Source organism: Sphingobacterium sp. GVS05A, assembly GCF_019969845.1.
Classification (GTDB): domain Bacteria; phylum Bacteroidota; class Bacteroidia; order Sphingobacteriales; family Sphingobacteriaceae; genus Sphingobacterium.
Map to the genome: position 1 here is coordinate 401,039 of NZ_JAHXYR010000005.1, position 15,916 is coordinate 416,954.

Annotated in this window: 14 protein-coding genes and 1 tRNA gene; 8 read left to right on the forward strand and 7 right to left on the reverse strand. The window is 38.9% G+C overall.

Annotated elements, in window-relative coordinates; translation table 11 throughout:
• Nucleotides 1–29 precede the first annotated feature (29 nt).
• The 3 genes from LC454_RS15200 to LC454_RS15210 all read right to left on the reverse strand — a co-directional run bounded on the left by LC454_RS15200 (nt 30) and on the right by LC454_RS15210 (nt 3,424).
• Nucleotides 30–1,580 (reverse strand): M20/M25/M40 family metallo-hydrolase, encoded by a 1,551-nt coding sequence (locus LC454_RS15200; protein WP_223583336.1) that lies wholly within the window; start codon nt 1,578–1,580, stop codon nt 30–32.
• Between the two features lie 141 nt (nt 1,581–1,721).
• Entirely contained in the window at nt 1,722–2,816 is a 1,095-nt protein-coding gene (locus LC454_RS15205; protein WP_223583337.1) for a DNA alkylation repair protein, read from the reverse strand.
• Nucleotides 2,817–3,001: 185 nt separating this feature from the next.
• On the reverse strand, nt 3,002–3,424 hold the full coding sequence (locus LC454_RS15210; RefSeq protein WP_223583338.1) for a MarR family winged helix-turn-helix transcriptional regulator: 423 nt from the start codon (nt 3,422–3,424) through the stop codon (nt 3,002–3,004).
• Between the two features lie 71 nt (nt 3,425–3,495).
• Between LC454_RS15210 and LC454_RS15215 the strand changes: the two genes are divergently transcribed.
• The 5 genes from LC454_RS15215 (at nt 3,496) to LC454_RS15235 (ending at nt 10,028) form a co-directional block, all read left to right on the forward strand.
• Nucleotides 3,496–5,751 (forward strand): ATP-binding cassette domain-containing protein, encoded by a 2,256-nt coding sequence (locus tag LC454_RS15215; protein ID WP_223583339.1) that lies wholly within the window; start codon nt 3,496–3,498, stop codon nt 5,749–5,751.
• Between the two features lie 169 nt (nt 5,752–5,920).
• On the forward strand, nt 5,921–8,338 hold the full coding sequence (locus LC454_RS15220; protein ID WP_223583340.1) for a heavy metal translocating P-type ATPase: 2,418 nt from the start codon (nt 5,921–5,923) through the stop codon (nt 8,336–8,338).
• A gap of 38 nt (nt 8,339–8,376) precedes the next feature.
• Nucleotides 8,377–8,598: a hypothetical protein gene (locus LC454_RS15225; protein WP_120257465.1), complete on the forward strand. Its 222-nt coding sequence runs from the start codon at nt 8,377–8,379 to the stop codon at nt 8,596–8,598.
• A gap of 305 nt (nt 8,599–8,903) precedes the next feature.
• Nucleotides 8,904–9,299, forward strand: coding sequence for a hypothetical protein (locus LC454_RS15230; protein ID WP_223583341.1), 396 nt, complete (start codon nt 8,904–8,906; stop codon nt 9,297–9,299).
• A 162-nt stretch (nt 9,300–9,461) separates the two neighbouring features.
• Nucleotides 9,462–10,028, forward strand: coding sequence for a TlpA family protein disulfide reductase (locus LC454_RS15235; protein WP_223583342.1), 567 nt, complete (start codon nt 9,462–9,464; stop codon nt 10,026–10,028).
• An 87-nt stretch (nt 10,029–10,115) separates the two neighbouring features.
• Here LC454_RS15235 and LC454_RS15240 read toward each other — a convergent pair whose 3' ends face one another.
• Together LC454_RS15240 and LC454_RS15245 are read right to left on the reverse strand one after the other, a co-directional pair.
• Entirely contained in the window at nt 10,116–10,811 is a 696-nt protein-coding gene (locus LC454_RS15240) for an alpha/beta fold hydrolase (protein WP_223583343.1), read from the reverse strand.
• A gap of 61 nt (nt 10,812–10,872) precedes the next feature.
• A complete protein-coding gene (locus LC454_RS15245) occupies nt 10,873–11,457 on the reverse strand; it encodes a Crp/Fnr family transcriptional regulator (protein ID WP_223583344.1) in 585 nt (194 codons plus the stop codon).
• A 144-nt stretch (nt 11,458–11,601) separates the two neighbouring features.
• Between LC454_RS15245 and LC454_RS15250 the strand changes: the two genes are divergently transcribed.
• On the forward strand, nt 11,602–12,486 hold the full coding sequence (locus LC454_RS15250; protein ID WP_223583345.1) for a cation diffusion facilitator family transporter: 885 nt from the start codon (nt 11,602–11,604) through the stop codon (nt 12,484–12,486).
• A gap of 253 nt (nt 12,487–12,739) precedes the next feature.
• Complete coding sequence (locus tag LC454_RS15255; protein ID WP_223583346.1) at nt 12,740–13,309, forward strand: outer membrane beta-barrel protein; 570 nt, start codon at nt 12,740–12,742, stop codon at nt 13,307–13,309.
• Nucleotides 13,310–13,495: 186 nt separating this feature from the next.
• Here LC454_RS15255 and LC454_RS15260 read toward each other — a convergent pair whose 3' ends face one another.
• Nucleotides 13,496–14,527: a Gfo/Idh/MocA family oxidoreductase gene (locus tag LC454_RS15260; protein ID WP_223583347.1), complete on the reverse strand. Its 1,032-nt coding sequence runs from the start codon at nt 14,525–14,527 to the stop codon at nt 13,496–13,498.
• A gap of 585 nt (nt 14,528–15,112) precedes the next feature.
• Here LC454_RS15260 and LC454_RS15265 point away from each other — a divergent pair.
• A complete protein-coding gene (locus LC454_RS15265) occupies nt 15,113–15,388 on the forward strand; it encodes a transcriptional repressor (protein WP_223583348.1) in 276 nt (91 codons plus the stop codon).
• A 276-nt stretch (nt 15,389–15,664) separates the two neighbouring features.
• Here LC454_RS15265 and LC454_RS15270 read toward each other — a convergent pair.
• Nucleotides 15,665–15,738: transfer RNA gene (locus tag LC454_RS15270), tRNA-His, on the reverse strand.
• Nucleotides 15,739–15,916 lie beyond the last annotated feature (178 nt).

The window sequence follows — 15,916 nt, forward strand, 5'->3', positions numbered from 1 at the left end:
GAAAACCATAGTGCTACACTAGATAGCCATTATTTAGATGATGGTATTTGCCCGTCATAATTTCGCATAATATAATAGAAATACGTAATCATTTTCATATAGTTTTCGATACTGATATATTCATTGGTACTGTGCATGCTTTGCTGTTCGGAATGATTGATTTTGATTGGCATAAATCGGTAAATATTCCTACTGAGCTCTTGGTATTTGACGGCATCTGTACCGCCGACGGTCAGGTATGGTGTAACAATAAGATCTGGGTATAACTTTCGGATGGAGGCTTCCATCATCTGATAGGCTTTTGTATCGCTGGGGGATACGTTGGAGGCCTCCCGGGCATTATCAACCTGTTCTATTTCGACATTAAATCCCGCTGTCGCTTTCTTAACGTGTGCTTGAACTTCCTGAATTGTATTTTCGGGCAATAGCCTAAAATTGACAACAAATTCGACTTCTGGTGACAGTACATTGGGGGCATCGCTGCCTTTCATCATCGTCAGCGCTGTGGTGGTGCGTACCAAGGCGTTGGTCGAATGATTTTTGGTTAACTGGGCAAGTAGCATAGGTTCCATCAACCATCTATTTGCTATCGCAAAGCGCGAAACAAATGGCATTGAACCACCGATCTGTTGGAAAAAACGCTGAATAAGTGGACTGATCATTGGTTTCATCTGCTGTTCTTCGAGCCGTTGCATGATCACCGCGGCTTTGCCAACGGCCGTTTCAGACGGTGGCATTGAAGAATGTCCACCTAAACCTTTAACTTTAACCTTTAAAGACAGGAACCCCTTTTCGGCACAGCCAATTAGCGCGACATCTGAATTAACTCCTTTAACAGATCCTTTCTCGATAATGAGTCCACCCTCATCGTAGACAGCTTCGAATCGAAGTCCCTTACGCTGGAAATCTGCAGCAATTTTGCTTGCCCCAAGTTCGCCCCCAACTTCCTCATCAAAACCAAACGCAAGGTAGATATCACGTTGAGGCCTTTCCTTATCCAGCAGTATTTGCTGCATGGCTTCAAGTAATGAAAAGAGCATCCCTTTCATATCCAATGTTCCGCGCCCATAAATCCGACCATCTGCTACTGCACCAGAAAAAGGGGCATAATCCCAATCTTCTGATATCGTGGAAACTGGGGGGAGTGGTTTGTCTGAAGGACGGAAAACATGTTCGGATTTGTTTTTAATTTCAGCTGACCCCGGAGGAACAACATCATAATGGGACAAAAATAGGAGTGGTAATAAATTGCTATTGCTACCCTTAAGTTTAAAAACTAAACCATAGGAATGGACTGTATAGATCTCCAATTGTTGGTGAATAAGCGGATAACTTGCTGCGATATACTGCTTAAAAGTATCAAAAGGGGCGTATACAAATAAATTGGGGTCACCATTGGAAACGGATGGTATTTTAATTCCCCCAGCTAATCGGGATAAGATGCTATCATTGCTTATGGGCTGGAATGCTTGTGCATCGGATTTTTTTGTCTTGGTGAAAGGGAAGAGCAATGTGTTGATCACTAAACCAATAAAAATCACAATCAGCAATAACAATAGAACCAAAAGTAGCTTCTTCATAATAGCGTTGTTTGCGGTGGAACGTTTATATCAATACCATCTCAAATAGAGACCTACGGATAAAAACATCATACTGCCCACTTTGTTTTAGCTTGAGACTTGGAGCCCGAATCAACCAGCGCAAATGTTATTTGAGAATTATCAAATCAAGTCAAATTCCATTTCCGATGTTTCCCTGCCATTGACAATAATGGAAATCTTATGTTTACCAATATAGAATTTTCTGGTGGTTATTACTTTAAATGATTGTCTGCGTTCAATCCGATTTTTTTCAGCTGATAGATAGATCTTCTCGCTAATCTTAAAGACTTTACGGGACATTAAACCATTTGATTTTTGATAATATAATCCATACTCCAAGCGGAGTGGTTTTGATTGCGCATGTGTATTTTCGATCTGAAATGAAAAAAAGACATATTCACCAATTTTTACATACGGTGTCTCAATGCGTAGATCGGAAACTTCAAAATCTGTTCCGTCCAAACCATAATAGTGTAAAATCTCTGGATGCCCTTGCTTAAGTAATGTGCGGCAGCCGTGTTTAATGATTCCGTCTGTATCTTTACTGATCCCTTTCCAATTTTTCGCAATGGCCAGCAAAATATCAGGGTTATCTTTAGAGATATCGTTTAAATTGTTAGCGACACTTCTTCTTACAGTTTCTGATACATCATTTTTTAGTAAATCCAAAATCGGCAAAATCGGGCTTGGATCTTTCTTCAGAAAGGGGATAGCCATAGCCCAGGGTAGTCGTGGACGAATACCTTCGCTTGCTAAACGGCGAACTTGTGCATTCGGGCTTTGCGCCCAGTGTTCCATTACGCTGATCATCTGTTCTCTATATTTGATAATAAAGGGGCGAACAGCAAATTCACAAGTGATGAATTGTGTAATTATTTCTAGCGACCGCACGGCTGTTTCGAAATGATCAATACCATAAGTTTCGATGTAGTCGGGGAATATAATATATTCAAGTCCACCGCGATATCCTGCCACAATTAGATTCTCAACAACTTGGGTGATTAAGGCGATTGCTTCGGGAAAATTGGATGGCATAAATTCGTGCAAGGTTTGTGTCGTATGTTTGGTCCTTTGCTTCCATTCCATATCGTTGAAATCAGCGCTGAAGATTCTTGTAATAAATTGCTCTTTATTGAAATCAGGATTTACGCGACTAAACTGATCCGCAAGTAGTTGATAGAAATCGAGGGAATAAATATCTTTAATAAGACTCATAAATATTGTAGATAATTCAAATATATATTAAATGAAGATGTGGACACAAGTTGACTAAAATTCCATTGGACCAAGCCTTTAGTTAAAAACAAAGCTATATCATAGAAATGACAACTGTCTGTCAATAGCTAAAAATTTGAAGAATAAATAAGACATTATGGCTCCAATAAATTTCAATAATGGTATTACTCCTTTATCTGTTGCATAAGCTTATGAAGAAGTAAAGTAAGTGTTTTTAATTCATCCTTTGTCAAAGAGCGTGAGGCTTTTTTTGCAATACTTTCCCTAAAGTTTTCCGAATTATCAATGATATATCGTCCTTGATCAGTCAGGGTAAGATCAAAAAATCTACGATCTATTGTCGATTGCTGTTGCTTGATAAGCCTATTTTCGGTCAAAAATTTAAGCTGCCTGGAAATAGCGGCCTGACTTATTTGAAAGGCTTCAGCGATTTGCTTACCAGTAACCTGACGACCTCTATAAATATATTCCATTATATTGTAATGTGTGGCGGTCACCCCATGTATATTTCCTCGGTTCATATTGGCTAATATAAAACACTGTAGGTCTGTAAAGACCTGATAAAAATCAGTTTCGCTCTTATTCATAAAACAATAGTTTAGTTAACTTTGTTAAGTATTATGTTTAACTAGGTTAATCAATATCAAAGATAATTAAAATGGATTATATCGTCATTGTAAATGCAAAGCAAAACAATCTGAAGAATATTTCGCTCAACATTCCCAAAAGAGAGATCACTGTTTTCACGGGTGTATCCGGTTCAGGAAAATCGTCTCTGGTATTCGAAACGATTGGAGCAGAAGCACAGCGGCAGTTTAACGAGACTCAGACGAGTTTTATCAGAAATCGTTTGCAGCACATCGGGGTTCCAGAAGTAGATAAGATTGAACACTTAAATGTACCTATTATTATCAATCAAAAAAGGCTAGGTGGGAACGCCCGTTCCACGGTAGGCACAGCTACAGATATCTATAGTTCATTGCGATTGCTTTTTTCTAGAATGGGTGCTCCGTTTGTGGGATATTCCAATGTGTTTTCATTTAACAACCCAGTGGGTATGTGCCGTGAATGTGAGGGACTTGGTTTTGTGCAGACCCTTGACATTACACGACTTTTGAATATGGAAAAATCTTTGAATGAAGGTGCAATCGCATTTCCGACATTTCAGCCCGGAGGATGGCGTTTAACTCGATATACTTTATCTGGATATTTTGACAATGACAAGAAATTAAAAAATTATAGCAAATCAGAATGGGAGATGCTTTTGAATGCGACAGAACATAAACCCAGATTCCCTGACAAACAATGGGGAAAGACTGTGAAATACGAAGGCTTAATTCCTCGTATCGAAAAGGCATTCTTAAAAAAAGATTCGAAGGAGAATATAACTCGTAAAAAGGCTCTCAAAAATATTATAATCACAAAAAAATGCCCTGTATGTAATGGCACAAGGCTAAATAGAAAGGTGCTATCGTGTAAAATATTGGGTAAAAGCATCGCGGATTGTGCATCACTCTCCGTGGACGAGCTACTCGAATTCATAGGTGCAATAAATTCCAAGACCTATCAGGTATTGTTAAATGAACTGAGCAAGAAATTACATGATTTAGCCACTATTGGCCTTCAATACCTGACTTTAGACAGACGTACAGATACCTTATCTGGCGGAGAATCCCAACGTATCAAGATGGTACGTAATCTCGGTAATAGTTTAACTGACTTGCTCTATATTTTTGATGAACCGAGTATTGGTCTTCATCCCAAAGATTTGCAAAATATCGGAACAATTATTCAACAGATCAAAGAGAAGGGCAATACTGTAATTATTGTAGAACACGATCCAGATTTAATTAGAATTGCGGATTGGGTTGTCGATATGGGGCCGGGATCGGGAAAATCAGGTGGTAAAATTGTCTACGAAGGCAAATTTGAGGGACTGCAATATTCAAAAGGAAAAACAGGATCTTACTTTGGCCAATGTTTCGATTTCAATCACACTCCAAGAAAGGCCCAAGGTTATCTGGAAATAAAGAATGCGAGCTTGCATAATTTGAAAAATATCCATGTAAGAATACCCAAACAGGTGCTTTCTGTTGTTACGGGTGTCGCCGGTTCAGGTAAGAGTACGCTGATCAACAAAGTATTGCCAATGTTTTATCCAGAGATCAAAGTAGTTGATCAGGCACTTTTTGCGGCCAGTGTACGTTCAAATCTGCTCACTTATCTTAATTTATCAGATATGATCAGGAAGCTTTTTTCAAAAGCAAATAACGTCTCTGATAAACTATTCAGTAGGAATAGTTTAGGGGCATGTGAAAATTGCGGCGGATTGGGCATAGAGAAAATTGATCTGGCTTTTATGGATGATATTGAACAACCTTGTGAGCTATGTGGTGGTTCAGGATTCACAGCACTGGTACTAGATTATCATTACAAGGGTAAAAATATAGTCGATGTCATGAATATGACTGTCACGGAGGCAGCTGTATTCTTTCCCGATGAGTCCTTTCATGATACTTTTAACATGTTATCCAACCTTGGCCTAGGTTATCTTAGCTTAGGACAGCGACTGGATAGCTTTTCAGGTGGTGAACGACAGCGCCTGAAGCTTACACGGGAACTCAACCAAAGTAACGGTATAATAGTGCTCGATGAACCAAGTACGGGATTACATCCATCTGATACACAAAAACTACTGAACTTTATAGATGAACTTGTGAAAAATAGGAATACTGTTATTGTGATCGAACATAATCTTGACATCATTGCTCAGGCGGATTGGGTGATCGATATTGGTCCAGGAGCTGGCAAATATGGTGGTGAGCTGCTCTTTGAAGGAACAGTGGCTAATCTGTTGGAAGACAAGATATCACTAACTGCTATATATTTAAGGCAGCACTTAAAAATGACTTAGGATACAATAAACAGGATCTACTCTTAGATCAGATTAAAAGTTTGATCTCATATTTAGGAATCCTAGGATAGAAAATATGCCATAATATTACAAATCAATTCCGTAATTCTGTAATGATTTACTCCAGGTTTGTGGCCAAATTTGTAATGTAAGATTAATACATACAGATATGGCTACAAATAATTATAACGAAACAATTTATATTCCTTTGGAGGATGTAGAAAGCGAACATTGCGCATTAATTGTTGAAAAAGAGTTGGCCTTAGTAAAGGGGATAGAGAGTCACAAAGTTGAACTGAACAATCGTAGGGCGGCTATTACGGTCAAAAATAATGAGGTTGTAGCCAATGCTGTAAAAGCTGTTAAGGATCTTGGCTATGGCGTGTCGACAGTAGTCAAAACATTTCCTGTGCTAGGAATGACTTGTGCTTCCTGTGCAGCGAGTGCAGAAAGTATGGTAAAATACGAATCTGGCGTAGTGAATGCTTCTGTAAATTTTGCTACCGGAAACTTGACTGTTGAATATCTCCCGAATATCACTGATGCCGCTAAAATTCAAAAAGCTGTACAGGCAGGTGGTTACGATCTATTAGTGGAAGACGAATCAACGCAACAAGAAACGTTGGAATCTATCCATGCCGAAAAATTCCGAACACTCAAAAGCAAAACAATATGGGCAATTATCCTATCACTTCCCGTGGTGGTGATCGGTATGTTTTTTATGGATATTCCATATGCAAATCCAATCATGTGGTTCTTTGCAACACCTGTTGTACTCTGGTTTGGTAAAGACTTTTTCCTTAACGCATGGAAACAAGCAAAGCATCGTTCAGCAAATATGGATACACTGGTTGCATTAAGCACTGGGATCGCCTATATATTTAGCGTTTTCAATATGTTATTTGCTGAATTCTGGCATCAGCGTGGATTGCATGCGCATGTGTATTTTGAAGCTGCAGCAGTTGTTATTGCTTTTATCCTGCTTGGGAAATTATTAGAGGAAAAAGCGAAAGGTAATACCTCTTCGGCTATAAAAAAATTAATGGGGCTACAGCCCAAAACGGTCATGGTCATACAACCTGACGGATCTGAAATCCAAGTTGCAATAGAAGCCGTAAAAGCAGGTGATATTATCCTGGTAAAACCCGGGGAGAAGATTGCTGTGGATGGTATGGTTATTTTGGGCGATTCCTATGTTGATGAGAGTATGTTGAGTGGTGAACCGGTTCCAGTGTTCAAAAAAGAAAACGAAAAGGTCTTCGCTGGTACGATTAACCAGAAAGGTAGCTTTCAATTCAAGGCAGTCAAAGTCGGTAAGGAGACGATGCTGGCACAGATCATTAAAATGGTGCAAGATGCACAGGGTAGTAAGGCTCCAGTACAAAAAATGGTCGATAAGATTGCCGGAATATTTGTTCCGGTGGTGATTGGCATTGCCCTATTTACCTTTGTATTGTGGTTTATTCTGGGCGGTGAAAATGGTGTGGTACAAGGTCTACTGGCTGCTGTAACAGTATTAGTGATAGCCTGTCCCTGCGCGCTTGGCTTAGCGACGCCCACAGCAATTATGGTGGGTGTTGGAAAAGGGGCGGAGCAAGGTATCTTGATCAAAGACGCGGAGAGCCTGGAACTTGCCAAACGTGTCAATGCAATTGTCTTGGATAAGACTGGAACAATTACTGAAGGCAGACCACAGGTAACAGGTGTTCAATGGTTGAACGGCGATGATACGACAAATGCGATATTATTGAGTATAGAAAAGCAATCTGAACATCCGCTTGCGGAAGCTGTCGTCAATCACCTTGAAGGTGTAGCAGTGACGACAATATCGGCATTTGACAGTATTACTGGGAAAGGGGCGAAAGCCAATCATGGTCTCGAGACTTACTACGTTGGTAACAGGAAACTATTGATTGAAAATGGCATCACTGTCGCAGAGCAATTGCAGGATCAGGCAGAACAATGGAGTGAGGAGTCGAAAACTGTCATCTGGTTTGCCAACAGTACCCAAGCACTAGCAGTCATTGCTATTGCTGATAAAATTAAGGAGACCTCGGTATTGGCCATTCAAGAGATGCAAGCCATGGGTATTGAGCTTTATATGCTTACAGGTGATAATGAATCGACTGCCAAAGCTATTGCAGAACAGACAGGCATTAAGCATTATAAAGCAGAAGTGATGCCGCAACATAAAGCTGATTTCGTAAGAGACCTCCAACAGCGGGGAAAGGTAGTGGCGATGGTCGGTGACGGTATTAACGACAGTACCGCCTTGGCAACTGCGGATGTCAGTATAGCGATGGGTAAAGGGAGTGATATTGCTATGGATGTGGCGAAAATGACCATCATCTCTTCGGACTTGACTAAAATACCGCAAGCAATCCGCTTGTCGAAACAAACGGTGGCCACCATCAAGCAAAACCTATTTTGGGCTTTTATATACAATGTGATCGGTATTCCTGTCGCTGCGGGTATACTCTTCCCGATCAATGGTTTTCTTTTGAATCCTATGCTTGCAGGAGCAGCAATGGCCTTGAGCAGTGTTAGTGTAGTGAGCAACAGCTTACGTTTAAAATGGAAAAAATAGATAGTAAATAGTAAACAATAACTTTAAAATTAAATAACATGGAAAGCAAAAATATTCAATTCAAAACGAACCTTAACTGTGGCGGCTGTGTATCCAAAGTAAGTGCCGATTTAGACAATGCAGCAGGGATCTGTGAATGGAGCGTCGATACATCAAATAGTGATAAAATTCTAACGGTGAAATCGAACGGTATCTCTGAAGAAGAGGTTATAGAAATCATCAAAAGAAAAGGCTTCATTGCAACATCACATTCTGCATAAATTAAATGCAGAAATCAAGAAAAAGTCGTCCTTTATCCGGGACGACTTTTATTTTTAAACCTAAGTTGTTACAAGGCATAGGATCCTATCAACATTTGAAAGCCCCTATTGTCTTGCCTATATCGACCGACTGATATGAACAACTAGCATGGTGGAATTGTTTTTTTAATTACAAGGCCAATCTTTCTATGAAGAGGTCTCGTTTTATAGGCTATCTGTTGAAGATAAGTAATAGTCCTTAAAAATAAATAAAAATAGCCCAAGCTACTTGTGTGCTTGCGTAAATAAGCTTATTTTAGCCATTAATGGACAGCATCAAATCTAATATTCTCAGCAGCTATGGACGATACGTTACTGTTTTGGTAATGTTTATTCTAGTATTGCTCACATCCTGTCCAATAAAAAATGGGATCAAAAGTCTCGCAGGGCTACCGGTCAATACGGAACAGGGGCGCATAGCAGATCGGGCCGTACCCTTTGATACTGGATTTGAGCGCTGTAGTGAGTCGGTAGATAGTGGAAATTCCCGACTAAGCTTTATCCAGGAATCTCTTCTTTTACCAGATGATGTGCTAATCCTTAGGTCATCTTATCCTTTTAGCATACAGGAGCACCTGCAACTGTCGCCTAGTCGAAACGGGCGTCAGAAGATTGTGCATACTTTACCTATTTTTCTCCAATATCGAACATTACGCATTTAGAATTCTTTTTTAATCAGCTCTGTCTTCACTAGGAGATAGTCTTGATATTCATCTGTTTTTATACGTTGGGGAACTACTAAGATAAAGAAAGATAAACCGTTGGCGGATTATTTTGGTGTTAGTGTATAAATAATTAAAATATAGCAATTTAGATATATAATAATGAATATAAAATTTAATAGGATTATAACAGGTTTTGGACTTTTCATTATTGCAGCAAGTGTTTTGACTGCCTGTGGAAACTCGACAGATGGTAACAAACCCAAAGCAGAAAAAGAGCAAGCTCAAGCTGTTAAAGAAGTTGAGGAACCAAAAGCGGCTGATGTTTCCTTCAAAGATAAAGCCGGTAATGTTGTTAAACTAAGTGATTTAAAAGGGAAGGTTGTCTTTATCAATTTTTGGGCTACTTGGTGTCCACCGTGTATACATGAAATGCCGTCCATTAATACCTTAAGACAGGGATTCAAAGACAACAAAGATATAGTATTCCTAATGGTTGATGTCGATAATGATATTGAGCAATCGGCTGCGTTTATGGAGGAGAACAAATATGATTTACCTCTATATACCGCAGCAGGAGAAATTCCACCAGAATTTTTGGGTGGATCCATTCCTACCACGGTGATTTTAGACAAAAATGGACAAATTGTAGAACGTTTGGAGGGAAGCAGAGACTATGCTGCTCCTGAGATTGCAAAGGCTTTAGAGGAACTGACAAAGGCAAATTAAACTCACCTAGAACATAGCGAAAGCCGCAAGGACTAAAAAGAGCTAAGTAGGTTTAACGCCTATTTAACTCTTTTTATGATTTTTGACCTAAGATACGGCTTCAACGGCCTCTTTGATCAATGCTGTAATTTCGTTTGGATGGGTTGCTAGTGAAGCGTGGCTGGCCTCCAAATGAATAATTTTACGAGCGTTAATTCGTTCCGCCATTTCCTGTTGAGTCACTGGTGGTATCATATGATCATTGTCTGATACCTGATACCAGCTGGGTTTTGTTTTCCAGGCTGGCTCGCCTGCCTCTGCCGCAAAAATACTTCCATGTGTTGGTTTCTGTGCCAAGGACATTGCGATCGCATCTTTTTCATCTAAATCTTGGGCGAAGCTTTCGTGGAATTTATCGTATTTGATCCATAGAAATCCTTTTTCATCAGGAACAAGGTTGGCCGCACCGGATGGTGGTTCTCTGCGGCCGAAGATACCGCCCAAACTTTCACCCTTGTCCGGAGCAAAGGCAGCGATATACACTAAGCCTGCAACTTTTTCATGATGTCCAGCAGCGGATATTACTGCTCCACCATAAGAGTGACCAACCAGAATAACTTTACCTGCCTGTAGGTCGATCAAATCTTTGGTCTTTTGGATATCGTCTTCGGCAGATGTTAATGGGTTTTGTACGCTTCGTACCGTATATCCTTCCGCATGAAGATTAGTGATAACATGTCTCCAATGAGACCCGTCTCCCCAGGCTCCATGGACTAAAATAATTGTTACATTTTGATTTCCCATATTCGTTGAAGTTTATAGAACAAATATATGTTTAAGTCGCTATTAAACATATTAACTTAAGTTAACGTTTTAAAATTCGTCGACGGATTCTACTTAGCGAAGGTGGTTTAACGCCGAGATAGCTGGCGATATGTTTTTGGGCTACGAGCTGAAAAATTTGTGCATTCTCGGCGAGTAGATTATTATACCGTATTTCCGGCGAGTAATATAACAACTCTTCGATTCTCTTTTTAGCCCCGAGGTAAATGACCTCGGTCATCTTTCGCCCAAATTCTTGCCAGTAAACATCCTTTTGATAGAGTTTTTGAAGGTCATCTTTGTGTAGAAGCAATACCTCGGCATCAGATACCGCTTTAATATTCATGCGCGACTTCGTATTACAAAGTATACTTTCGTAATCGGTGAAAAAGTAATTGTCAAAATGGAAATTGAAAGTTACATCTTCTCCGTTATCATTGATATAAAACGTTCGCATAAAACCGGTTTTTAAAAAACCTAAGTATTGACATTTTTCGCCTTCTTTCAAAAAGAAATCGGACTTTTTATAGGTTGCTGATTTGAGATAACTACAAAATTCAAGATAGTGTTCTTCATCGACCAAAAATAGAGGTCCAAACTTAGTGTATTCGTTTACAATCTCAGACATAGCTGGTAAAAATTTTAAGCCACAATAATTTTGTATTAAAATTATTGAAAACTTTTGATAGTATGTCACAACATTGAATCATATACTTTCTTTACAGTTGACTATAAAAATATTACCTTCGTAATAGATCACAGCAATAATGATATGTCCCAAATTAAAGAGCAAACAGCGATAAAAACTACCTATTTCAGTATTATCGGAAATGCAATATTGGCTTTGCTGAAGTGGTTGGCGGGTTTTTTTGGAAATTCATACGCGCTTATAGCAGATGCCATTGAATCTACCGCTGATATTTTTTCTTCCTTTTTAGTTCTTCTTGGATTAAAATATGCCCAGCGGCCTGCTGATGAAAATCATCCCTATGGCCATGGAAGGGTAGAGCCACTTATCACGTTTATCGTTGTCGGCTTTCTCATCGTATCAGCTACGATCATTGCCTATGAAAGTATAGAAAACATCGGGACACCCCATGAACTACCGAAGCCCTGGACATTATTCGTTCTCGGAGGAATCATTATCTGGAAAGAAAGTTCCTACAGAATTGTGATGAAAAAAAGTCGGGAGACCAATAGTTCTTCGCTAAAAGCGGACGCATGGCATCATCGAAGTGATGCGATTACTTCGGTGGCGGCTTTTATTGGTATATCTATCGCTTTAGTATTAGGTAAGGGATATGAGAATGCAGATGATTATGCTGCGTTATTTGCAGCTGGATTTATTTTGTATAATTGTTACCATATTTTTAGACCCGCTCTTGGTGAAATCATGGATGAAAATGTTTACGAGGAAGTGATTGAGGAAATCAGAAAATATGCTTTGGAGGTAGCGGGTATAAAAGCGACGGAGAAATGTTATGTTCGAAAGTCGGGAACAAAATATCACGTCGACCTACATGCGATTGTGGATAGTGAGATCACAGTGAAAGAAGGTCATTCACTGGCTCATGAGCTCAAAGACTATCTGATCGAACATATACCCGATCTTGGTTATGTTATGATCCACATCGAACCGAGTAATTATACAAACTAAATGGCCATGTTTGGCAGAATTAGCCTGTTCGTATATCAAATAACGATGTTCGTATAATTTTGTCAATTTGTATTTATTTTTCCTTTAGCTTTATTCTAAATAACAATTTATTTCTCTGGAAATAGATTGTCTGTAAGTTTTCTCCTCCTGTTCACGATGAGGGTGCTTTGTTAAATATACATGCAGTTATGTTGGATGGATTGTTGTGAGAAACTTATATCGTAAATAACATTGTATGCTAGTCAACAAACGAATGAAATTAGTATTTGCCGTAACAGTAATTTTTGGAATGTTGTGTACACATAAAGCGTTAGCGCAATTTGGAATGGGGCTTAGGGCCGGTGGGAATCTATCTGGTACAAATGGTTCGGCTTTTCGTTCCGGTAAAAGAATCGGTTTTCAGATCGGAGGGGATCTTCGCTATCATTTTAACAAAAACATAGCGTTGCAAGCCGAACCGGTCTATAATTTAATGCGGATCCGTAATAATGATCAGACTGCAGAAAGTGAATATGGGATAGGAGCCGGAACCAGAAAATTGGAATATATGAGTGTGCCGTTGTATCTAAAGGTAAATTTTACCCGTACAATTGCGATTATGGCGGGACTGGATTTTAATTTTTTGCTCAATGATGACCGTTACAAACTCAACAACGGAGAGAACGCATTTCGTGGTAAACCGAGAACAGGTTACAGTTTAGGTGCAGAATTGGGTAAGGTTTATTTTCGGTATCGAAAATTTAATAGAACAAATGATATTATAGACAATTGGACTGCAGATATTGAACAATATCAACTGGGACTCAAATTTGAGTTATTTTAAAATCGATTTCAATGCAAAATCCATTTGTGAAAGACTTTGCTAAACTATTAGTTTTTAATGCATAAAAATTGATATTGGCAATATAAACAGGAGAGGACCATCCCAATTTAATTGGGATGGTTTTTTGTGTTAAAAGCTACTACTTTTGTGCTTGAGTCTTTAGGCTTGTCTGATTGATGCTGTATGCTAGAGGTTGTTATTGGCAGATAACATTTCAATTTGCCATCTGATATGGTCCATTGTAATTGGATATTCGACCTCATTAACAAGATTCTCATAGATGTCGTTGAATAATAGATTATAATCTCCTTTATGTGGAAGCGGATAAGAAATATGCTTTTGATTTGTGTTGTCGATAGTCACCAGTTTACCCTCACTGCCATTCGGTTCGACACCGTAGGCTGGATTATTGGGAAGCATGCCATCTATCAATTGCTGTTCTTGCACATCAGCCATCGTTTTTATGAAGCTTCCTTTGGTACCATTTACCACAAAAGCGGGCAAGGGATCGGCCACAGCAAGGCTCCCCGTTAGAAATACATTCAGTTCATTGGGGTAGCGTAAATGATAATGGAAGTAGTCTGCTACTTGGGAGTCGGGCCGATTAATTGAAGTTGTTTTGCTAAATTTCAATGGTTTTCCGAAAAGCGAAATAGCTTGATCTATAATATGAGGCCCCAGATCATAGGTGAGACCACTCGAGATATATTGGTTGTTTTCCTTGAAATATTTTTGACCTAATTCCATTTTATAGCGGTCGAAGCGGAAAGATACTTCGGTCAGTTTACCAAGATTACCACTTTCAATAACTTTCTTTACATCGAGAAAATGGCTGTCATAACGTCTGTTTTGATAAAAGAAAATCCGCTTTCCACTTTTTTTGCTGACCTCGGAAAGTTCATTGAACTGCGTTATATTTTCCACGGCTGGTTTTTCGATCAGGACATGTTTTCCTGCTTTTAGGGCCTCTGTCGCGAACTCAAAGTGTGTATGATTTGGCGTGTTTACAATCACCAGTGCTATCGTATCGTCTGCCAATAACTGATCTACGGTATCATAGCTTTTGATTTCGGGATAAAGGTCTTTTGCTATTTTCTGTGACCGTTCGACAACGGCGACTAAGTTAAAATGTGGATTGCTGTGGATGAAAGGTGCGTGGAAGACGCGACCCGACATACCAAAGCTTAGAATTCCGGTATTGATCATGGTATTTTTCATTTTTATATGATCTTGTTGAAGCAAGGTTATTTGCTGTTGAGTATTCTTTTTTGTAATTACATCTACGAACTGTTGGACCGAAGTAGGGTCTGGATATAAATATAAGTATATCTTGGCTTATTTTAGATCGATCCTTTCATATTTGGATTGATTTTTCTTTGGGAAAATCACATTTGTTGTCCACTTTATCTGGATTTTGCCTATCCATACCTATATACCATCATTGTTCATTACAAATCTATGATCACAATAGGCCAGCTAAATACGTCGGATTTAGAGGGTCTAAAGAACTACGCTTCTTACTCAAGTAAATATATCCAGTTGTTTTCATTCTTAAGAGTATCTTCATGTATTATCACTTAATATGATCAAAGACAAGATAATTCTTTAAAAATGATGAGTTATGTGTAATAGTTTGATGAATTTTATTAGGTTGATTATTAGTTTATTGTGTATTATTCATTGGAGGGATAGTTTTTTACCTTCGGTATTTTACAAGTTATGCAATATATAATATAGAGTTGGATGGTAAGATATGGGAGCGAAACCAGGTCATCGGACTCTACCATTTATAGTATAAGAGATATGGAAGTTTTAATCAGCTCATTAACAAGTAATGGACACAAATTAACACCTCAACGCCTACATATTATCAAGCATTTGTGGCGCAAAGTTATTATTGACAACATTGACGACCTCTATGTTGAGTTACGAACAATACAGCATATCAGTTGGGCAACTTTGTACTCCACAATTAAATTGCTGCATGCTCTTGGTTGGCTCGAACTGCGCGGGAATGGCCCTAGAGGACGATATTATCGTTGGATCAGGAAAGATTTCAAAGCTGTGGGCCTGTGCTAATCGCGGCAGATTCATGATCATATTTTTATCGACGAGATCTGGCCTTGGGAATCTAAAATTGTCCTTAATCTCTCCATAACAGCTATTTTGATTGCTCGCAAATAAAAAGTGGCCATTGGCACAGATCTATTGCAAACAAATTCGCATGACTACTGAAAAGTGTTTCATGTTGCAAGTTATGGATAGGGAAAGTAAATTGTCGTGTTGTTGAGTAAAAATATAGCCGATATAAAATGGAAAAAGGGCAAACCGATTTATTTTGATTTGCCCTTTTTGGGTAAGTAATCGGGCTCGAACCGACGACCCCTAGAACCACAATCTAGTGCTCTAACCAACTGAGCTATACCTACCGTGATTTTGATGATACAAAAGTACGATTAAACCCTATTCCCTCCAAATATTTAAATGAAAAAAACAGGTATTAAAGTCAACTAGGTGAAGATTAGTTTATTAAATTTTAATAAAAAACGATTGTAATAGCCCGTAGGACGTGATTTGAGATTTTTACTTAAAATCAGGTCGATTTTT